General features: G+C 67.7%; 20 protein-coding genes and 1 riboswitch. Of the genes, 4 read left to right on the top strand and 16 right to left on the bottom strand.

Translation table 11 applies throughout. The features are described from left to right. The first annotated feature begins 78 nt into the window (after positions 1-78). On the top strand, positions 79-849 hold the full coding sequence (locus SFB74_RS33145; RefSeq protein WP_432728613.1) for a DUF72 domain-containing protein: 771 nt from the start codon (positions 79-81) through the stop codon (positions 847-849). A gap of 3 nt (positions 850-852) precedes the next feature. On the opposite strand, the gene SFB74_RS33150 is transcribed toward SFB74_RS33145, so the two are convergent. Further along, a complete protein-coding gene (locus SFB74_RS33150) occupies positions 853-1,377 on the bottom strand; it encodes a bactofilin family protein (RefSeq protein ID WP_432728614.1) in 525 nt (174 codons plus the stop codon). A 115-nt stretch (positions 1,378-1,492) separates the two neighbouring features. Here SFB74_RS33150 and SFB74_RS33155 point away from each other — a divergent pair, with 115 nt between their 5' ends. Then, positions 1,493-2,437, top strand: coding sequence for an ion transporter (locus tag SFB74_RS33155; RefSeq protein WP_432728615.1), 945 nt, complete (start codon positions 1,493-1,495; stop codon positions 2,435-2,437). On the opposite strand, the gene SFB74_RS33160 is transcribed toward SFB74_RS33155, so the two are convergent. The 4 genes from SFB74_RS33160 to SFB74_RS33175 form a co-directional block, all read right to left on the bottom strand. Next, positions 2,382-2,969: an IMPACT family protein gene (locus tag SFB74_RS33160; RefSeq protein ID WP_432728616.1), complete on the bottom strand. Its 588-nt coding sequence runs from the start codon at positions 2,967-2,969 to the stop codon at positions 2,382-2,384. The two genes, SFB74_RS33155 and SFB74_RS33160, sit on opposite strands and share 56 nt — an antisense overlap. Positions 2,970-2,991: 22 nt before the next feature. Next, complete coding sequence (metW, locus tag SFB74_RS33165) at positions 2,992-3,582, bottom strand: methionine biosynthesis protein MetW (RefSeq protein WP_432728617.1); 591 nt, start codon at positions 3,580-3,582, stop codon at positions 2,992-2,994. Further along, the gene (metX, locus tag SFB74_RS33170; RefSeq protein WP_432728618.1) at positions 3,579-4,742 is read right to left on the bottom strand and encodes a homoserine O-succinyltransferase MetX; all 1,164 of its coding nucleotides are present in this window, start codon (positions 4,740-4,742) and stop codon (positions 3,579-3,581) included. The genes metW and metX overlap by 4 nt, the downstream gene beginning before the upstream one ends. Positions 4,743-4,918: 176 nt before the next feature. Next, positions 4,919-5,482, bottom strand: coding sequence for a TMEM165/GDT1 family protein (locus SFB74_RS33175; RefSeq protein ID WP_093195830.1), 564 nt, complete (start codon positions 5,480-5,482; stop codon positions 4,919-4,921). An 8-nt stretch (positions 5,483-5,490) separates the two neighbouring features. Further along, positions 5,491-5,677, bottom strand: a riboswitch (yybP-ykoY riboswitch). A gap of 272 nt (positions 5,678-5,949) precedes the next feature. On the opposite strand from SFB74_RS33175, the gene SFB74_RS33180 reads away from it, so the two are divergent. Further along, complete coding sequence (locus SFB74_RS33180) at positions 5,950-6,480, top strand: RNA recognition motif domain-containing protein (RefSeq protein WP_176665378.1); 531 nt, start codon at positions 5,950-5,952, stop codon at positions 6,478-6,480. A 112-nt stretch (positions 6,481-6,592) separates the two neighbouring features. Here SFB74_RS33180 and SFB74_RS33185 read toward each other — a convergent pair whose 3' ends face one another. From SFB74_RS33185 to SFB74_RS33200, 4 genes are read right to left on the bottom strand one after another with little or no spacing between them, the layout of a single operon-like run. Continuing rightward, positions 6,593-7,378, bottom strand: coding sequence for an SDR family oxidoreductase (locus SFB74_RS33185; RefSeq protein WP_432728619.1), 786 nt, complete (start codon positions 7,376-7,378; stop codon positions 6,593-6,595). A 14-nt stretch (positions 7,379-7,392) separates the two neighbouring features. Then, positions 7,393-8,055, bottom strand: a complete 663-nt coding sequence (gene lptC, locus SFB74_RS33190) for an LPS export ABC transporter periplasmic protein LptC (RefSeq protein ID WP_432728620.1) — start codon at positions 8,053-8,055, stop codon at positions 7,393-7,395. Then, complete coding sequence (locus tag SFB74_RS33195; protein WP_432728621.1) at positions 8,052-8,600, bottom strand: KdsC family phosphatase; 549 nt, start codon at positions 8,598-8,600, stop codon at positions 8,052-8,054. The genes lptC and SFB74_RS33195 overlap by 4 nt, the downstream gene beginning before the upstream one ends. Further along, a complete protein-coding gene (locus SFB74_RS33200) occupies positions 8,600-9,601 on the bottom strand; it encodes a KpsF/GutQ family sugar-phosphate isomerase (protein WP_432728622.1) in 1,002 nt (333 codons plus the stop codon). Before SFB74_RS33200 ends, SFB74_RS33195 begins: the two co-directional genes overlap by 1 nt. Before the next feature lie 148 nt (positions 9,602-9,749). On the opposite strand from SFB74_RS33200, the gene SFB74_RS33205 reads away from it, so the two are divergent. Continuing rightward, positions 9,750-11,735 (top strand): monovalent cation:proton antiporter-2 (CPA2) family protein, encoded by a 1,986-nt coding sequence (locus SFB74_RS33205; RefSeq protein WP_432728623.1) that lies wholly within the window; start codon positions 9,750-9,752, stop codon positions 11,733-11,735. Between the two features lie 39 nt (positions 11,736-11,774). Here SFB74_RS33205 and SFB74_RS33210 read toward each other — a convergent pair whose 3' ends face one another. The 7 genes from SFB74_RS33210 to rpmH form a co-directional block, all read right to left on the bottom strand. After that, positions 11,775-12,755 (bottom strand): zinc ribbon domain-containing protein, encoded by a 981-nt coding sequence (locus SFB74_RS33210; RefSeq protein WP_432728624.1) that lies wholly within the window; start codon positions 12,753-12,755, stop codon positions 11,775-11,777. A 99-nt stretch (positions 12,756-12,854) separates the two neighbouring features. Further along, positions 12,855-13,316: a Crp/Fnr family transcriptional regulator gene (locus SFB74_RS33215; RefSeq protein WP_432728625.1), complete on the bottom strand. Its 462-nt coding sequence runs from the start codon at positions 13,314-13,316 to the stop codon at positions 12,855-12,857. 101 nt (positions 13,317-13,417) lie between these two features. Further along, a complete protein-coding gene (mnmE, locus tag SFB74_RS33220; RefSeq protein ID WP_432728626.1) occupies positions 13,418-14,824 on the bottom strand; it encodes a tRNA uridine-5-carboxymethylaminomethyl(34) synthesis GTPase MnmE in 1,407 nt (468 codons plus the stop codon). 77 nt (positions 14,825-14,901) lie between these two features. Then, the gene (gene yidC / locus SFB74_RS33225; protein WP_432728627.1) at positions 14,902-16,599 is read right to left on the bottom strand and encodes a membrane protein insertase YidC; all 1,698 of its coding nucleotides are present in this window, start codon (positions 16,597-16,599) and stop codon (positions 14,902-14,904) included. After that, positions 16,596-16,883, bottom strand: coding sequence for a membrane protein insertion efficiency factor YidD (yidD, locus tag SFB74_RS33230; RefSeq protein WP_301504789.1), 288 nt, complete (start codon positions 16,881-16,883; stop codon positions 16,596-16,598). The genes yidC and yidD overlap by 4 nt, the downstream gene beginning before the upstream one ends. Further along, positions 16,880-17,302, bottom strand: a complete 423-nt coding sequence (locus SFB74_RS33235; protein ID WP_432728628.1) for a ribonuclease P protein component — start codon at positions 17,300-17,302, stop codon at positions 16,880-16,882. The genes yidD and SFB74_RS33235 overlap by 4 nt, the downstream gene beginning before the upstream one ends. Before the next feature lie 101 nt (positions 17,303-17,403). After that, complete coding sequence (gene rpmH / locus SFB74_RS33240; RefSeq protein ID WP_007834827.1) at positions 17,404-17,538, bottom strand: 50S ribosomal protein L34; 135 nt, start codon at positions 17,536-17,538, stop codon at positions 17,404-17,406. Between the last annotated feature and the right edge of the window lie 316 nt (positions 17,539-17,854).

The following is a 17,854-nucleotide window of genomic DNA, read 5'->3' on the forward strand; positions in this document are numbered from 1 at the left end:
ACGAAAGAAAGAAGGACGCATTTTGCGCCTTGGAGCGTCCGCGCGTAGAGTGCGGGCGATCTCAACCCGGAGGGCCATGTGAGCAAGGCAAACATCAAGGTGGGCATCGGCGGCTGGACCTACGAGCCCTGGCGCGACAACTTCTACCCCAAGGGGCTCGCGCACGCCAAGGAGCTGAACTACGCGAGCCGCAAGGTCAGCGCCATCGAGATCAACGGCACCTACTACAGCACCTTCAAGCCCGAGACCTTCCGGAAGTGGCACGACGACACGCCCGACGACTTCATGTTCTCGATGAAGGCCTCGCGCTTCGCGACCAACCGCAAGCTGCTTTCGGGCGCGGGCGACTCCATCAAGCGCTTCATCGACAGCGGCGTGGCCGAGCTGGGCGACAAGCTGGGGCCGATCGTCTGGCAGTTCATGCCGACCAAGCAGTTCGACGCGGAGGACTTCGAGGCTTTTCTCGCGCTGCTGCCGAAGAAGGAGGGCAGCCGGGCGCTGCGGCACGTGATGGACGTGCGGCACGAGAGCTTCATCGTGCCCGCCTACAAGGCGCTCGCAAAGAAATACAAGGTGTCGACGGTGTTCACCGACGCCGAGAAGTTTCCGTCCTTCGAGGAGCCCGAAGGCGACATCGCCTACGCGCGGCTGATGATGGCCGACGCCAAGCTGAAGATGGGCTACGCGCCGAAGGCCCTCGAAACCTGGGCCGAACGCGCGCAAGGGTGGGGCGCGTCGTCGAAGAAGCGCGACGTGTTCGTCTACTTCATCAACGGCGCCAAGGAAAAGGCACCGGCTGCTGCCGGTGCCTTGCTGGAGCGTCTTGGGTGGACCCCGCCTGCTGCTTAAGTATCAAGCAGCGGCTTGCAGCGAGGGCTTGGCGCCGAAGCTGATCTCGCCGGAGATCTGGCCGCCTTCCTCGATCACGATCTTGCCGTAGCGGATCTTGCCGGTGACCTTGCCGGTGGAGTGGATGACGAGCTTCTCGCGCACGGTGAGGCTGCCGTCGAACACGCCGCGGATCTCGGCGATGTCGATCTCGGCCGAGCCCTTGAACGCGCCCTGTTCGGCGATCTGCATCAGGCGCGAGTCCATGGTGGCTTCGACCAGGCCTTCGACCACGAGCGTGTCGCAATCGGTGATCTCCACGCCCTTGAGCTTGATGTTCGGACCGACGGTGAGCTTGCTGCCGCCTTCCTTCGCCGACGTGTTCGCCGCCGCTGCGGCATTCAGGCCGCCTTGCTGTGCGGTGAGCGAAGAGGGATTGACGGGGGTTCCGGAGAGGTTGGTGCCCGAACCGACGAGCGGCGCGGGGCGCGATGTCAACGAATCGGTGTCTCGATCACGCTTGCCGAAGAAGGGGGACTGTGTAGCCAAAGGGGAGCTCCTCAAGAAAGGGGACTATCGTAAGAACGCACTCACGGCCTGCGGCACTTCATTGCGCAATAAGCGTAACTGAATAAGTCGATCGCGCACATGACAATGTGGCGCCATGACCCGTCCGAACGCCGCATCTCCTTCCGACACGCACGCTTCGCGCGCCATCTCGTCCACCACGGACTCGCGCTTCGACAAGCCCGCGCATGGCTGGCGGCGCACTCTCTTCACGGTGATCTTCGAGGCCGACACGCGCGCGGGCCTGATGTTCGACCTCGCGCTGATCGCGGTGATCGTGGCCAGCGTGCTGGTGGTGATCCTCGACAGCGTGCAGTCCATACGCGAGCAGTGGCGCTCGGTGTTCAACGTGCTCGAGTGGGTCTTCACCATCCTCTTCACGCTGGAGTACGTCGCGCGGCTCAGTTGCGTGAACAAGCCGCTGCGCTACGCGTTGAGCTTCTACGGCGTGATCGACCTGCTGGCGCTGCTGCCGACCTTCCTCGTGGTCTTCGCGCCGGAGATGGGGCTGGGGTATCTCATCGACGTGCGCGTGCTGCGTCTGCTGCGCGTGTTCCGGATCTTCAAACTATCGCGTTACTCCGTGGAATACCGTGCACTGGTGTCGGCGGTGGCGGCGAGCCGGCGCAAGATCACCGTGTTCGTCGGCTTCGTGATGCTGGTGGTGCTGGTGATGGGCACGCTGATGTACGTGGTCGAAGGGCCGCAGCACGGCTTCACCAGCATTCCGGTGGCGGTCTACTGGGCGATCTCGACCATGGCCACGGTGGGCTTCGGCGACCTCGTGCCCAAGACCGACCTGGGCCGCGCCATCGCCTCGGTGATGATGCTCGTGGGCTGGGGCGTGCTCGCGGTACCGACCGGCATCGTGACCGCCGAGATGGCGCGGCGCGGCGGCGACGACGAATCGGCGGCGGTCCCCGTGGCCGCGCGCGGCATTCTCGCGATGGCGGAGCCTTCGGCACCGGCGGTGCCTGCGAAGAGGCTCACTCCTTCGGCCAGGCGACGCGCCCTTGCGCAGCATCGCCGAGGCGCGCGATGAAGGCGTCGGCCTCGGGCTCGGGCAGCGAGAAGGCGAAGGCCACGTCGTCGCCGTGCTGCACGGCCTCGAGCACCGCGCCGGCAGCCGCGAGTTCGCGCCGTACCAGTCCTTCGAGCGCATAGGGCACCGAGCAGCGAAGGCTGCGCTGGCGCAGCAGCGGCACCAGCGTGGCGCCGAGCAGGGCCTGCGCGACCGCGTCGGTGTAGGCCCGCACGAGGCCGCCCGCACCCAGCTTCACGCCGCCGAAGTAGCGCACCACGGTCGCGAGAGCACCCTCGACCTGCTGGTGGCGCAGCACCTCCAGCATCGGCCGTCCCGCGGTGCCGCCGGGCTCGCCGTCGTCGTTCGCGGCCGACTGGCCGCCGGCCATGAGAGCCCAACAGACGTGCGCGGCCGCAGGGTGCTCTGCACGCAGGGAGGCGACCACGGCCAGCGCCGCGGCGCGATCGGCCACCGGCTGCACGCAGCCGATGAAGCGGCTCTTCTTGATGACGAGCTCGCTGTGGACCGGCTGTGCGAGCGTGAAGCTCATCCGTCGATGCGCCCCGCCGCGATCAGCCGCCGCCGCGCTCGAACTTGAAGACCGCCGTGCTGGCGCGCGCGTTGGGCAGCCAGCGCACGTCGCGCCCGTCCTGCAGGCCGAAGGCGTCGAGGATGCGCAGGTTGTTCTTGCCGGCCAGCACCTCGAAGTCCTTGAAGGTGCCGACGCGGATGTTGGGCGTGTCGTACCACTGGTAGGGCAGGCGGCGCGTGACGGGCATGCGCCCGCGCGCCACGCTCATGCGGTTGGGCCAGTGCGCGAAGTTGGGAAAGGCGACGATGCCGATGCGGCCCACGCGCGCGGTCTCGCGCAGCATCACCTCGGCATTGCGCAGGTGCTGCAGCGTGTCGATCTGCAGCACCACGTCGAAGGAGGCGTCGTCGAACATCGCGAGGCCTTCGTCGAGGTTGAGCTGGATCACGTCGACGCCGCGGCGGATGCACTGCAGCACGTTGCCGTCGGCGATCTCCACGCCGTAGCCGGTGCAGCCGCGCTCGCGCTGCAGCAGGTCGAGCAGGGCGCCGTCGCCGCAGCCGAGGTCGAGCACGCGCGAGCCTTGCGGCACCAGTTCGGCGATGAGTCTTTGATGTTCGAGGTCGCTCATTGCTGGAACTCCTTGGCGACGCGATCGAAGTAGGAGCGCACCACGCCCATGTAGCGCACGTCGTCGAGCAGGAAGGCGTCGTGGCCGTGCGGCGCGTCGATCTCGGCGTAGCTCACGTTGCGGCGGTTGTCTAGCAGTGCCTTCACGAGTTCGCGGCTGCGCGCGGGGGAGAAGCGCCAGTCGGTCTTGAAGCTCACGAGCAGGAACTTGGCGGTGGCCTGGGCCAGCGCGGTGCTGAGCTTGCCGCCGTGGCTGCGCGCGGGGTCGAAGTAGTCGAGCGCGCGGGTGATCAGCAGGTAGGTGTTGGCGTCGAAGTATTCGCTGAACTTGTCGCCCTGGTAGCGCAGGTAGCTCTCGATCTGGAACTCGACGTCCTGCGTGGAGTAGCGGTAGTCGGCGCCTGCCACCTCGCCCTCGACGGCGCTGCGCAGGATGCGGCCGAACTTGGCGTTCATCACATCGTCGCTGAGGTAGGTGATGTGGCCGATCATCCGCGCGATGCGCAGGCCGCGCTTGGGCACCACGCCGTGCTCGTAGAAGTGGCCGCCGTGGAAGTCGGGGTCGGTCACGATGGCGCGGCGCGCCACCTCGTTGAAGGCGATGTTCTCGGCCGTGAGGTTGGGGGCGCTGGCCACGACCACGGCGTGGCGCACGCGCTCGGGGTACTGCAGCGTCCACGAAAGGGCCTGCATGCCGCCGAGGCTGCCGCCCATGACGGCGGCGAGCGTCTGGATGCCGAGGGCGTCGAGCAAGGCTGCCTGGGCGTCGACCCAGTCTTCGACGGTGACCACCGGGAAGTCGGCGCCGTAGACACGGCCGGTGGCGGGGTTGACGTGCATCGGGCCGGTCGAGCCGAAGCAGGAGCCGAGATTGTTGACACCGATGACGAAGAAGCGGTCGGTGTCGACCGGCTTGCCCGGGCCCACCATGTTGTCCCACCAGCCCTCGGAGCGGGCCTGGCCCTGGTAGACGCCCGCGACGTGGTGCGAAGCGTTGAGCGCATGGCACACGAGCACGGCGTTGCTGCGCTCGGCGTTCAGGGTGCCGTAGGTTTCGTAGGCGAGCGTGTAGTCGCTGATCGATGCGCCGCTGCGCAGGGCCAGCGGGCCTGCGAACTGCATCGACTGCGGAGTGACGACCAGAGGTGGCGACGAAGACATGAATGAAAAAACCCGGCCTCGCCAAAAACGAGCCGGGTCTGCCGCGCCTGTCTTTAGCTGAATTTATAGAGCGCCCGCAAGCTGAAGCAAATCGGCGCAGGGCAAGTATATCCCCCAGGCTTCGCGCACTGCGTGCCGCTTCGCCAACCCCCTTGGAAAGGGGGCCGGGTTTGCTTTTATATGCCGACGATCATGAGGACGCCGAGCACCAGGAAGATCGCTGCGGAGACGCCGTGCACGAGCTTGATCGGCACGCGCCGCACGATCTTCTCGCCGAGCCACACCACCGGCGCGTTGGCCAGCATCATGCCCAGCGTGGTGCCCACGACCACCCAGAAGTAGTCGTGCGTGAAGCGGGCTGCAAGCATGACGGTGGCGATCTGGGTCTTGTCGCCCATCTCGGCGAGGAAGAAGGCGATCACCGTGGTGCCGAAGACGCCGAACTTCGATGTGCCGGGGGCATCGTCGTCGTCCAGCTTGTCGGGGATGAGCATCCAGACGGCCATGGCGATGAACGAGCCGCCCAATATCCACCGCAGCACCTCGGGCCCGAGCCAGCGCGTGAGGTAGTTGCCGACGGCGCCCGCCAGGGCATGGTTGATGACTGTGGCGGCGAAGATGCCGAGGACGATGGGCCAGGGTTTCCTGAAGCGGGCGGCGAGCAGGAGGGCCAGGAGCTGGGTCTTGTCGCCCATTTCCGCGAGCGCGACGACGCCCGTTGCTACGAGAAAAGCTTCCATGATGACGTGGGGTTCCTTGGGCCGAAGGACGCAATTGACCGTGCAACACCTTCGGCCATATTCCCGAAGTTGCACGGTCAAAGGTCTCGCCAGGTGTGTTCACTGCACGCGCCATATCCTGGTGGGACAGGACAAGTCTGTTGACGCGGGCCCTTCTCGCAGATCGGAAGGCGGCTACTCCCCAATGACGGGCGGAATTCTACATGCAGACGCGGATGTAGGGCGAAGGACCTCGCCCGATCATGCAAGTAGGCACTAGCTTTCGGATAGTTTTGACAGGTGCTACCTCAAGAAGCAATTTCCCGCTTGCAATTCGGATATTTCACCCATAATGCACGAGCCTCCCTCTTCAATTTGGTCGGGGGGCAGTTCGGTGATCGGTCAGTTTCGCGCGACTCGACGCTCTCGTTTGAGTGATGCTTTCGGGACTCCATCGCTTTTCTTGATGTGTTTATAGGAGTCCCTTGATGGGCAACAAACTGTACGTCGGCAACCTGCCTTACTCGGTGCGCGACGGAGATCTCGAACAAGCCTTCGGGCAGTTCGGCGCAGTGACCAGCGCCAAGGTCATGATGGAACGTGACACCGGCCGCTCGAAGGGCTTCGGCTTCGTCGAGATGGGCAGTGACGCGGAAGCACAGGCCGCAATCAACGGCATGAACGGCCAGCCCCTGGGCGGCCGCAGCGTCGTCGTCAACGAAGCACGTCCGATGGAAGCTCGTCCCCCGCGCAGCGGTGGTGGCGGCTACGGCGGCGGCGGTGGTGGTTATGGCGGCGGTGGTGGCGGTGGCTACGGCGGCGGCGGTGGTGGCGGCTACGGTGGTGGCGGTCGCTCCGGCGGTGGTGGCGGCTACGGCGGCGGTGGCCGCAGTGGTGGTGGCGGCGGTGGTGGCGATGGTGGTTTCCGCAGCCCCTACGGCGCCGGCCCCCGTGGCGGCGGCGGTGGCCGCTCTGGCGGTGGCGGCGGTGGTTACGGCGGCGGCAACAGCGGCTACTGAACCCTGCGACACTCCGAAGCACACTCAGACAGACAAAAGGCTCCCTCGGGAGCCTTTTTCTTTTGTCGATCCGCGATCGGTCCGATCGGGCCCGGATCGATCTTCAGTCAGATCAGGCTTCGCCGCTTCGCTTCTTGCGCTCGCGCCCCTGCACCGCGCGGTCGAGCACGGCGTTCGGCAGCATGCGCATGATCTTGGCGACCACGCCCATCTGCCAGGGAATCACGCGGTAGCTGGTGCCGGCCTCGATGGCGCGCAGCGCCTGCGCCGCGAAATCTTCCGCCTTCATGAGAAAGGGCATGCCGTAGCGGTTGCCCTGCGTGAGCGGCGTGTCGATGTAGCCCGGGCACAGCGTGACGACCTTGACGCCGCTGTTGTGCAGTTCGCCGCGCAGGCTCTCGCAGTACGCCACCACGCCCGCCTTGCTCGCGCAGTAGGCGCCGTGCCCCGGCAGCCCACGGATGGAAGCCACGCTGCCGATGCCCACCAGCCGCCCGCTGCCGCGCTGGACCATCGCCCGCACGAAGGGATGGAAAGTGGCCATCAGGCCCACGTTGTTGGTCGCGAAAGTACGCGCCATCACGTCGATGTCCTCGCGCTCCGCCGTGTCGATGCCCATGCTGATTCCGGCATTGGCGATCACCACGTCGGGCAGCCCCTGCTGCTCGATGCAGGCCTTGCCGGCGGCGACGATGCTGTCGGTCTGCGCCACGTCGGCGCCATAGACGCGGTAGCGGTCCGCGCTCAATTGGCGGGCGTTCGCCCACGATTCGATTTCCCCCGTTCGCCGCGCGACCAGCGCCAGCCGGTAGCCCGCGTCGTAGAAGCTCGCGGCCAGCGCCTGGCCGATGCCGCTGGAGGCGCCGGTGATGAAGACGAGCGGGGAGCCGTTGGCCATGAGAAAAATCGTCCTCAGCGCTTCTTTGCGGGAGCGGGTGCTGCCGCGGCCGCCGACGGAATCAGCACGCCGCGCACCCGGCCGTTGAGGTTGGCCACGCCGCTCAGGTTGTCGTAGTCGAGCGTGTCGCCGGTGAACTGGTCGGTGCCGCGGATGAGCGTGACCGGCTTGTTCGACGTGACGCGCTCGGTGTCGACATAGGCGTGCAGGAAGTCGCCGCGGAACTCGAGGCGCGGCGTGGGCTTGCCGTTCGGCCCCACCGACGGGTCGCGGATGACGATGGCATTGCCGAACAGCTGGAGCTCGCTGCCGTCGGAATTCGACAGGCCCCGATCGGCCGTCGCGCGCGTCACCAGCCCCTCGGGCGACACCGAGCGCATGCGCACCTTGTCGACCTCGATGGTGTCTGTATCGGGATAGTGCCTGCCCTCGGTGCCGTGCAGCTCGCTGCGCAGGTCCCCGTTGGGCAGGAAGTTCTTGATGACGAAATCCCGCATGAAGTAGTCGGGCTCGTGCGTCGGCGCGACCTTGGGGGTGGGCTCCAGCAGCTTGGGCGCGTTTCGCACCAGCCAGTAGGTGCCGAGCGCGACGGCGGCCGTCAGGATGATCGGCAGGTAGATCGTGGCGCGGTCGAGGACGTCGCGCACCATGCCCAATGCGCGTTTCGCGGTGCTCATGCGCTCGGCCCCCGGGCGGCGTCGAGCATGACGCGGTACTGGCCGCAGGCCGTGAGCAGCAGGTCGCAGAACTCGCGCGCCGCGCCCTCGCCCCCGCGTGCCTGGGTGACGTAGCGCGCGATGCCTCGCACTTCCGCGTGGGCATTGGCCGGCGCCGCCGGAAAGCCCACGCGCAGTAGCACCGGCAGGTCGGGCCAGTCGTCGCCGATGGCGGCGGCCTGCGCCCACGTGAAGCCGAGCTGGTCGAGCATGGCCTGCGCGGCCGGCAGCTTGTCCTCGGTGCCGTAGCGCACGTGCTCGATGCCCAGCGCCTCCAGCCGCACGCGCAGCGGCTTGGAATCCCGCCCCGTGATCACGGCCGGCACGATGCCCGCCTTGCGCAGCAGCTTCAGGCCGTAGCCGTCGAGGATGCTGAAGCGCTTGAGCGTTTCGCCGTGCTCGGTGAAGTACACGCCGCCGTCGGTCAGCACGCCGTCGATGTCGAAGAAAACGATGCGCACGTCCTGCGCGGCGAGCAATGTCTCGGCCTGGAACTCGAGCGGCATCAGATGACCTTCGCGCGCATCAGGTCGTTGGTGTTGATCGCGCCGACGACCACGCCTTCGCCGTCGATCACGAACAGGCGGGTGATGCCGCACTGCTCCATGAGCTCGGCCGCCTCCACCGCCAGCGCATCGACGCGGATGGTGCGCGGATTGCGGTGCATGACGTCGACCGCCTTGGGGCTGCGCAGGTCGGCGCCGGCCTCGATCAGCCGGCGCAGGTCGCCGTCGGTGAAGATGCCCGAGGCGCGGCCATCGGGCTCGACCACCGCGGCGGCGCCGAAGCCCTTGTTGCTCATGGCGCGCATCAGTTCGCTGATGCTGGCGTCGGGCGCCACGCGCGGAACGTCGTCGCCCGAGCGCATGACGTCGCTCACGTGGGTGAGCAGCTTGCGCCCGAGCGCGCCGCCCGGGTGCGAGCGCGCGAAGTCTTCCGAGCCGAAGCCGCGCGCGTCCAGCAGGGCCACGGCCAGCGCGTCGCCCATCGCCATCTGGGCGGTGGTGCTCGCGGTGGGGGCGAGGTTGAGAGGGCAGGCTTCCTTCGACACGCCGGCGTCGATCACGATGTCGGCATGGCGGGCCAGGGTGGATTCGGGGCGGCCGGTCATGGCGATCAGGGGCACGCCCTGGCGCTTGACGACCGGCAGGATGACGGTGAGCTCGTCGACCTCGCCGCTGTTGGAGATGGCGAGCACCAGGTCGACCGCCTTGATCATGCCGAGGTCGCCGTGGCTGGCCTCGGCCGGGTGCACGAACATCGCCGGCGTGCCGGTGGAGGCGAGGGTGGCGGCGATCTTGCGGCCGACGTGGCCGCTCTTGCCCATGCCCATCACGACCACGCGGCCGCGCACTTCGAGAATTTTGCGCACGGCCTCGACGAAGCTGGGGCCGACGCGGTTCTTCAAACCGGCGACGGCTTCGGCTTCGATGTCGAAGGTGAGGCGTGCCCGAGCCAGGATGGCTTCGGGGTCGACCACGGGGGCCGGGGCGGGACGGGAGCTCATCGCCGGATTTTACGGGCCAGAGGCTTGTCCCCGCGCCCGGCCCCTTGCGGCCCGGGCATACCCTGCAGGCGGTGCCCGGCGCTGCCCGGCGGCGCTCGGTGTCCTCCCGGACGCGCCGTGCACGGCTCTTGCTCTAGCATCGGCGCATATGTCTTCGTTCGATCTCACGCTGTTGTATTTGCTGGCCGCGGTGATCGGCGTGGTGGCGTGCCGCTCCCTCAAGCTGCCGCCGATGCTGGGCTACCTTTCGGCCGGCGTGCTGATCGGGCCGCACGCCTTCGCGCTGGCCCAGAACACCGAAGGCATCCAGCACCTCGGCGAGTTCGGCGTGGTGTTCCTCATGTTCGTGATCGGGCTGGAATTCAGCCTGCCCAAGCTGCGCGCGATGCGAAAGCACGTGTTCGGCCTCGGCCTGCTGCAGGTGCTGCTGACCATGGCGCTCGCCACCATCGGCGCGCTGCTGCTGGCCCGGCTGCTGCCGCCCGCCTGGCACCTGGGCTGGCAGACGGCGCTGGCGCTTTCGGGCGCGCTCACCATGAGCAGCACCGCCATCGTGGTCAAGCTGATGGCCGAGCGGCTGGAGCTCGAGAGCGAGCACGGCAAGCGCGTAATGGGCGTACTGCTCTTTCAAGACCTGGCGGTGGTGCCGCTGCTGGTGCTGATTCCCGCTTTGGGCGCGCCGCCCGAGGCGCTGGCCAAGGCGCTGGGCCTGGCGCTGCTGAAGGCGAGCTTCCTGATCGGCGTGCTGCTGTACGGCGGCCCGCGCGTGATGCGCTGGTGGCTCACGCTGGTGGCGCGGCGCCGCAGCGAGGAACTCTTCATCCTGAACGTGCTGCTGATCACGCTCGGCCTGGCCTGGCTCACCGAGCTGGCCGGCCTGAGCCTGGCGCTGGGCGCCTTCATCGCGGGCATGCTGGTGTCGGAGACCGAATACAAGCACCAGGTCGAGACCGACATCCGCCCCTTCCACGACGTGCTGCTGGGGCTGTTCTTCATCACCGTGGGCATGTCGCTCGACTGGCACATCGTGGTCGAGCGCTGGCTGCTGGTGGGCGTGCTGCTGCTGGTGCCGCTGGCCTTCAAGCTGGGGCTGGTGACGGTGCTGGCGCGGGTGCTGGGCGCCACCTCGGGCGTGTCGCTGCGCACCGGCCTCTACCTGGCGCAGGCCGGCGAGTTCGGCTTCGTGCTGCTGACGCTGGCGCAGGAACGCAGCCTGCTGCCGCCGTGGCTGGCCAACCCGGTGCTGGCGTCGATGGTGCTGTCGATGCTGGCGACGCCCTTCATCATCATGTACAGCAACGCCATCGTGCGGAAGCTCGTGGCAAGCGACTGGCTGCAGCAGTCGCTGCAGATGACGACCATCGCGCGCAAGACCATCAACACGGCGCAGCACGTGATCATCTGCGGCTACGGGCGCTGCGGCCAGAACCTGGCGCGCATCCTGGAGCGCGAGGGCATCCCGTACATGGCGCTGGACCTCGACCCCGACCGCGTCCGGCAGGCCGCCGCCGCGGGCGACTCGGTGGTGTTCGGCGACGCCGCCCGGCTGCAGGCGCTGATGGCTGCCGGCCTGGCGCGCGCCAGCGCGGTGGTCGTCACCTACCTCGACGTGCCCGGCGCGATGAAGGTGCTGGCCAACACCCGCGCCCACGCGCCGCACGTGCCGGTGATCGTGCGCACGCAGGACGACCACGACCTCGAGAAGCTGCAGGCCGCCGGCGCGACCGAAGTGGTGCCCGAGGCCATCGAGGGCTCGCTGATGCTCGCGAGCCATGCGCTGGCGCTGGTCGGCGTGCCGATGCGGCGCGTGATCCGCGTGGTGCAGGACCAGCGCGACGCCCGCTACAACCTGCTGCGCGGCTACTTCCATGGCGCCGACGACGACAACGCCGACGAGATCGACCACGAGCGGCTCAACAGCTTCACCCTCGATGCCCGCGCGCGCGCCGTCGGGCAGACGCTGGAGGGGCTGGCGCTGCAGACGCTGGGCGTGCGCATCGCCAGCCTGCGCCGCCACGACGGCCAGCCGCGCACCGTGGCCGACGACACGGTGCTGTCGGACGGCGACACGCTGGTGCTGTCGGGCAAGCCGGCCGCGCTGGCGATGGCCGTCGAGCGGCTGCAAAAGGGCTGAGCGGGCGGCGAAAAGCCGCTTCTTGCCGCCGCCTCCGGCTCAGTTGATGAGCGTCGGGTTGCGCTTTTCTTCTTCGATGCGCTGCTGGCGCCGCACGGCCTCGCACTGCGCGTGAGCCTTGAACTCGGGCTTCAGGCACTGCGCCGCCATGCATTGGGCCTTGGCGATGAAGTTGCGGTCACCGCACATGGCCGCGGGCTCGGCCGGGGCTGCAGGGGCCGGCGCCGGAGCAGGGGCGGCAACCGGAGGCGCTGCCTCGGCAGCGGGCTGGGGCGATGCGACGGCAGTCGCCTGCTTGCGCGGCTTGGCGGCAGGCTTGGGTGCCGCAGGCGCTGCCGGCGCGGCTTCGGCCGCGGGCGATGGCGCTGCCTGCTCGGCCGCCTGGGCATCCGCCGCGGCGGGCTCCGCGGGCGACGGCGGCGGTGGCGGTTCGGCCGCAGGCGGCGGTGCCACGGGCGCCGGCGCTTCAGCGGCCGGCGCAGCCTCCTCGACAGCGGGAGCCGCCTTGCGCGTTCCGTAGCCGGACCAGCCCGCGACGATCATCGCCACGGCCACCGCCAGCAGGCCCACCCACAGCAGGATCGCCCGCCAGCGCGGCGGCCGCTCGACCGGAGCAGGCTTGCGGATCTTGACTCGGCGGGGTTTCTTCGCTCGTTCAGGCGACGGTGCCCAGCTCGATTCCAGGCCCAGTGGCGCGGCGGGCGGCGCAGGCGTGCGCGGCGAACCGTCGTCGTGCAGCATGAAGACGGTCTGCTCGTCGTCGTCATGCCGCGGCGCGGCGGCCGGCGTCCTGCTGAAGAACGACTGGCGTGCCGGCGGTGGCGCAGGGGGTAGTTCTTCCAGGGGCGCCGGGATGGTCGGCGCGCGCAACTGGGCGGGTGCGGTGGTGGCCCATTCGCGTTCCGGGGTCGGCGGCGGCGGGATCCGGTCTCCCGCGGCGGACAGCTTGATGCCGCAACTCCTGCAGAAATTCGCGCCGTCACGGTTCTCCGTGCTGCAGACCGGACAGATCAAGGCCATGGCTTACTTACTGACTACTTCTCGGGTCCTGAACTGAAAAACGGCTGGCCCGCATCCGTAGGATCGATCCGGCGGCGGGCGATTGGAGGGGTTTGCTGCTCAGGTCACCGCGACGCGCTTGGAGCGGTGCGCCATGCGCTTGGCGATCACGGCGCCCAGGGCCATCGCGATCTCCAGCGCCATGTTGGGCTGGCGGTTGGACATTTCCGCAAAACGGATCGCTGTGAGCCGCCACACGCGGCCCGCGCCGGTGACCACCACGTTGGCCGAATGCGGCTGGCGCGAGAAGAACGAACCTTCGCCGACCACCGCGCCCGAGGTGAGCACCGCAAGCTTCATCTGTTCCTTGCTGCTGACGCGGTGCACGCTGATGGCACCGCTCTCGACGAAGAACACCGAGCGGTCGGGCGTGTTCTGCTCGATCAGCACGTCGCCCACGCCGGTGTCGATCGGCTGCAGGTAACCCGCCAGCGTTTCCCACTGCTGGACGTTGAACGTCAACGCGAACGCGTCGGTGTTGATGTTCTCCGCGATGGCGCGGCTCAAGTTCTGGATTGACATGTGTTTCTCGGCCCCCGCATGTGAGCCGAAGTATCCGCGATGGCCACGAACTTCGGCTACAACTGATTACGTTTTTCGGCCTGCGCTGCCGCCATCTGTGGCTATTTGCCAATGCAGAAGCGCGAAAAGATGACTCCCAGCAGGTCGTCCGCGCCGAACTCGCCGGTGATCTCGTTCAGGGCGTTCTGCGCCAGGCGCAGTTCCTCGGCCAGCAGGTCGAGCAGTTGCGCCTGTGCCGCGAGATGGCCGGCGGCCAGCGCCAGGTGCGTCTCGACCCGCGCCAGCGCCTGCACGTGGCGCGCCCGCGCGAGGTACACGCCCTCGGGCACGGCCTGCCAGCCGGCCATGGCCAGCAGTTGATCGCGTAGGGCTTCGATGCCCAGGCCGGTCTTGGCGGAAAGTGCGATGCCCTGCTCGGGATGGGCCGCGGGCGCCGCGTCCTGCTTGTTCCAGACGTCGAGCACCGGCACGCTCGCAGGCAGCTTCTGTCCCAGGCCGGCCAGGATCTCCGCGTCGGCGGCGGCGTAGTCGGGCAGGTGCGCACGCGTCAGGTCGTGCAGGAACAGCACTGCATCGGCGCTCTCGATCTGGCCCCAGGCGCGCGCCACGCCGATCTGCTCGACCTCGTCGCTGCTCTCGCGCAGGCCGGCGGTGTCGGCCACGTGCAGCGGCACGCCGTGGATCTGGATGGTCTGCGAGACGACGTCGCGCGTGGTGCCCGCCACCGAGCTCACGATGGCCAGCTCGGCGCCGGCCAGTGCATTGAGCAGCGAGCTCTTGCCCGCGTTGGGCTGCCCCGCGATCACGACCTTGATGCCCTCGCGCAGCAGGGCGCCCTGGCGCGCGCGCTGCTGCACCGCGGCCAGCTGCGACTGCAGCCTGGCCAGCTGACCGGCCGCGTCGGCCTTCTGCAGGAAGTCGATTTCCTCTTCGGGAAAGTCGAGCGTGGCCTCCACCAGCATGCGCAGATGGATCAGCGCGTCGCGCAGCGTGTGAATCTCGCGCGAGAAGGCCCCCGACAGCGAGCGCCCGGCGCTGCGCGCGGCGGCTTCGGTGCTGGCGTCGATCAGGTCGGCGATGGCCTCGGCCTGCGCCAGGTCGATCTTGCCGTTGAGGAACGCCCGCTGGCTGAACTCGCCGGGCTCGGCCACGCGCAGGCCGGGCAGGCGGGGTCGGCCGGTGATCGGGTCGGGCTCGGCTGCCGCTTCGAGGCAGCGCGCCAGCAGCAGCTGCAGCACGACCGCCCCGCCGTGAGCCTGCAGTTCGAGCACGTCCTCGCCGGTGAAGGAGTTCGGCGAGGGAAAGTGGATGGCCAGGCCGTGGTCGACCGGCTCGCCGTCCGCGTCGCGAAACGGCAGGTAGGTGGCTTCGCGCGGCTTGAGCGCGCGGCCGCAGATCGCGTCGACCAGCGGCGCCAGCCTCGCCCCCGACACGCGCACGATGCCGACCGCGCCGCGCCCCGAAGCGGTGGCGATGGCGACGATGGGATCGGAAGTGCGGGCGAGCATGGTGCGGATTCTTTCAGTCTTTCAGCAAAAAGGGCCGCTGACGCGGCCCTTCGAAGGATGGCTGGAGTGCCGTGCGGCTACTTGGTGCCGAGCACGCCCAGGCGCTTGTTGATGAACCACTGCTGCGCGATCGACAGCACGTTGTTCGTGATCCAGTACAGCACCAGGCCGGCCGGGAAGAAGATGAACATCACGCTGAACGCGAGCGGCATGATCCACATCAGCTTGGCCTGCATCGGATCGGGCGGCGTCGGGTTGAGCCAGGTCTGGAAGAGCGACGTGGCCGTCATCACGATCGGCAGGATGTACCAGGGGTCGGGTGCCGACAGGTCGGTGATCCAGCCGATCCAGGGCGCGTGGCGCATCTCGACCGATGACAGCAGCACCCAGTAGAGCGCGATGAACACCGGGATCTGGATCACGATCGGGAAGCAGCCGCCCATCGGATTGACCTTCTCGGTCTTGTAGATCCGCATCATTTCCTGCTGCATCTCTTGCGGCTTGTCCTTCAGCCGCTCGCGCATTTCCATGATCTTGGGGTTGATGGCCTTCATCTTGGCCATGCTGGCGTAGGCCTTGGCGTTGAGCCAGTAGAAGGCCGCCTTCAGCAGCACCACCAGCGCGACGATCGACCAGCCCCAGTTGCCCAGGAGGCCGTGCAGCTGGGTGAGCAGCCAGTACAGCGGCTTGGAGATGATCGCGAAGATGCCGTAGTCCTTCACCAGGTCCAGGCCCGGGGCGATGGCTTCGAGCTTCTTTTCTTCCTCTGGACCGGCGAACAACGCACTGTTCACGACCTGCGTGGCACCCGGGGCGATCTTCGGCAGCGTGGCCACCATGGCGATGGAGAACTGGTTGTCGCCAAGGTCTTTCACGCGGAACTCGCGGCGCAGCTGCTCGCTGGCCGGGTCGCCCTTCAGCAGCCACGCCGAAGCAAAGTAATGCTGCACCATCGCGATCCAGCCGTCGTTGGCCGGCGGCGGCGGTTCGATCTTGCCCTTGGCGATGTCCTTGAAGTCGAGCTTGTGGAACTTCTTCTCGTTGGTGTACGCGGCCGGACCGGTGAAGGTGTTGGTGCCGAACATGGTGCTGGAGGCCACCGTGCCGTGACGCAGCAGCTGCAGATACAGCTGCGCGTCGCGCGGCTGGTCGCTCACATTGACCACTTCGTGGCGCACGCCGATGACGTAGTCACCACGGTGGAACACGTAGGTCTTGATGTACTTCAGGCCGCCGGCGGGGGCGCTTTCGAAGCTCACCTCGAGCGTGTTCTGGCCATCGGCCATCTCGCGCGGGCCGGGCTTCGGCGTCATCTGCGTCAGGTGGTTGGGAAAGCGGTCACCGGTGTCGACCTGGTTCAGCAGGCCGGTCTGCGCGACGTAGCGGGTGGCGGGCGAGCCGTTTTCGAACAGCACCACATGCTTGGTGCGGTCGGCTTCGTCGTACTTGCGCAGCTCGAGGTAGTTGACCGTGGCGCCTTCGCTGTCGATGGTTGCCTGGAACAGGTCGGTGGTCACCTTGACCTGCTCGCGCGGCGCTGCCGCCACCGCCTGCGTGGGCACGGCGCCCGCATTGCCGCCGCCGGTGCCGGATGCGGTCGGCACGCCGTTGCTGGTCGCGGGGGTGGTGGTTGCGGGAGCGGCGGCCGTGGCGGCCGGCTTGGTCGACGGCAGGAAGGTCGGCTTGTTGCCGTTGAAGACCTGCCATTGGTCCCACAGCAGTACCAGCGAGAAACCAAAAATCACCCACAGTATCGTGCGGCGGATATCGTTCATGACGAAGACTTCTTGTCGGAAGAGAGAAGAGACGAAAACAGCGATCCTGACCTGTCAGTGCGACGCTGCGATTTCGGTGGAACCGGATCGTGGCCGCCTTGGCACCAGGGCTGGCAGCGCGCGATGCGGTGCAGGGTGAGGTAGCTGCCCTTGAGCGCGCCGTGCACTTCCAGCGCCTCGATCGAATACACGGAGCAGGTCGGCGTGAAGCGGCACGACTGGCCGAGCCAGGGGCTCAGCAGCAGGCGGTAGGCCTTCACGAAGCCGATCAGCAGGCGTTTCATGGCGAGGAGGAAGGGACGGAAGGGGCTGCGGCCGGTGCGGGAGCGCGCGCGGCGCGTGCCAGCAGCTGCTGGAGTTCGGCGCGCACGGCGGCCTTGAGCTTGTCCGATGAGGCGCTCACGAATTCCTTGCGGTCGAAGCCCGCGCGCAGCCGCACCACGTGCGCGGCACGTGGCAGGCCTGCGCCGGATGCAGCGCTCACGGAATAGATCTGTCGCTTGATGGCATTGCGCGTGACAGCGCGACGCGCCCAGCGCTTGGGCACCATGGCGCCCAGCCAGACGTCGTCGGACGCGAACAACGGCTGTGCGCTCGATGCGAGATCGAGCGCACAGCGGTGCAATGCGAAATGAGCAGTGCGCGCCACGGTGGCACCTGCGAGGACGGCCTGGAATTGCGCGCGGGACTTGAGCCGCTGCATGGAAGCCGGGCCGCTTGTGTCGCGCCTGCCCGGGCCAGAAGCCCTGGCGGATGGAGCTGGCGCTGACGGGTCGGCTGCTGGCAACGGCAGATGGGCTGCCGTCAGACGGCCAGGCGCTTGCGGCCCTTGGCGCGGCGTGCGTTGATGACGGCGCGGCCGCCGCGGGTCTTCATGCGGACCAGGAAGCCGTGGGTACGGGCGCGGCGGACTTTGGATGCTTGGTAGGTGCGTTTCATGGTGATTTCCTATTTCCCTGTTCGCGCGGGCCCTTCGCGCTTTCGCACTGAAAGCATGAAGTACCTGCGGGGCGCCGGGGCGGGCGTGTTTCGGATGACCCCCGAAAGACGCAAAGAGGTTTTCAGGGAAACCCGCAATTATCGCAAACATTGGCCGCCGGAACAATCTTCGAGCAGATTTGCGGGCCTTTCGACACACTCGGCAGCGTGTGGATAAGGTTTTGACAAGTTAGAATGCCGAGCGCCTTCCAGCAGAGAATATCCACAATACCTATACCAAAAATGCCCGAGGGTTTCATCACTTTTTCATACGCCC

Origin of the sequence: Variovorax xiamenensis (assembly GCF_050916385.1) — a bacterium.
Taxonomy (GTDB): Bacteria; Pseudomonadota; Gammaproteobacteria; order Burkholderiales; family Burkholderiaceae_C; genus Variovorax.

Bases quoted from the DNA above. Each gene is read 5' to 3' on its own strand.
- SFB74_RS33155 (WP_432728615.1), top strand. From the start codon at position 1,493: ATGACCCGTCCGAACGCCGCATCTCCTTCCGACACGCACGCTTCGCGC.
- SFB74_RS33160 (WP_432728616.1), bottom strand. From the start codon at position 2,969: ATGAGCTTCACGCTCGCACAGCCGGTCCACAGCGAGCTCGTCATCAAG.
- metW (WP_432728617.1), bottom strand. From the start codon at position 3,582: ATGAGCGACCTCGAACATCAAAGACTCATCGCCGAACTGGTGCCGCAA.
- metX (WP_432728618.1), bottom strand. From the start codon at position 4,742: ATGTCTTCGTCGCCACCTCTGGTCGTCACTCCGCAGTCGATGCAGTTC.
- SFB74_RS33175 (WP_093195830.1), bottom strand. From the start codon at position 5,482: ATGGAAGCTTTTCTCGTAGCAACGGGCGTCGTCGCGCTCGCGGAAATG.
- SFB74_RS33180 (WP_176665378.1), top strand. From the start codon at position 5,950: ATGGGCAACAAACTGTACGTCGGCAACCTGCCTTACTCGGTGCGCGAC.
- SFB74_RS33185 (WP_432728619.1), bottom strand. From the start codon at position 7,378: ATGGCCAACGGCTCCCCGCTCGTCTTCATCACCGGCGCCTCCAGCGGC.
- lptC (WP_432728620.1), bottom strand. From the start codon at position 8,055: ATGAGCACCGCGAAACGCGCATTGGGCATGGTGCGCGACGTCCTCGAC.
- SFB74_RS33195 (WP_432728621.1), bottom strand. From the start codon at position 8,600: ATGCCGCTCGAGTTCCAGGCCGAGACATTGCTCGCCGCGCAGGACGTG.
- SFB74_RS33200 (WP_432728622.1), bottom strand. From the start codon at position 9,601: ATGAGCTCCCGTCCCGCCCCGGCCCCCGTGGTCGACCCCGAAGCCATC.
- SFB74_RS33205 (WP_432728623.1), top strand. From the start codon at position 9,750: ATGTCTTCGTTCGATCTCACGCTGTTGTATTTGCTGGCCGCGGTGATC.
- SFB74_RS33210 (WP_432728624.1), bottom strand. From the start codon at position 12,755: ATGGCCTTGATCTGTCCGGTCTGCAGCACGGAGAACCGTGACGGCGCG.
- SFB74_RS33215 (WP_432728625.1), bottom strand. From the start codon at position 13,316: ATGTCAATCCAGAACTTGAGCCGCGCCATCGCGGAGAACATCAACACC.
- mnmE (WP_432728626.1), bottom strand. From the start codon at position 14,824: ATGCTCGCCCGCACTTCCGATCCCATCGTCGCCATCGCCACCGCTTCG.
- yidC (WP_432728627.1), bottom strand. From the start codon at position 16,599: ATGAACGATATCCGCCGCACGATACTGTGGGTGATTTTTGGTTTCTCG.
- yidD (WP_301504789.1), bottom strand. From the start codon at position 16,883: ATGAAACGCCTGCTGATCGGCTTCGTGAAGGCCTACCGCCTGCTGCTG.
- SFB74_RS33235 (WP_432728628.1), bottom strand. From the start codon at position 17,302: ATGCAGCGGCTCAAGTCCCGCGCGCAATTCCAGGCCGTCCTCGCAGGT.
- rpmH (WP_007834827.1), bottom strand. From the start codon at position 17,538: ATGAAACGCACCTACCAAGCATCCAAAGTCCGCCGCGCCCGTACCCAC.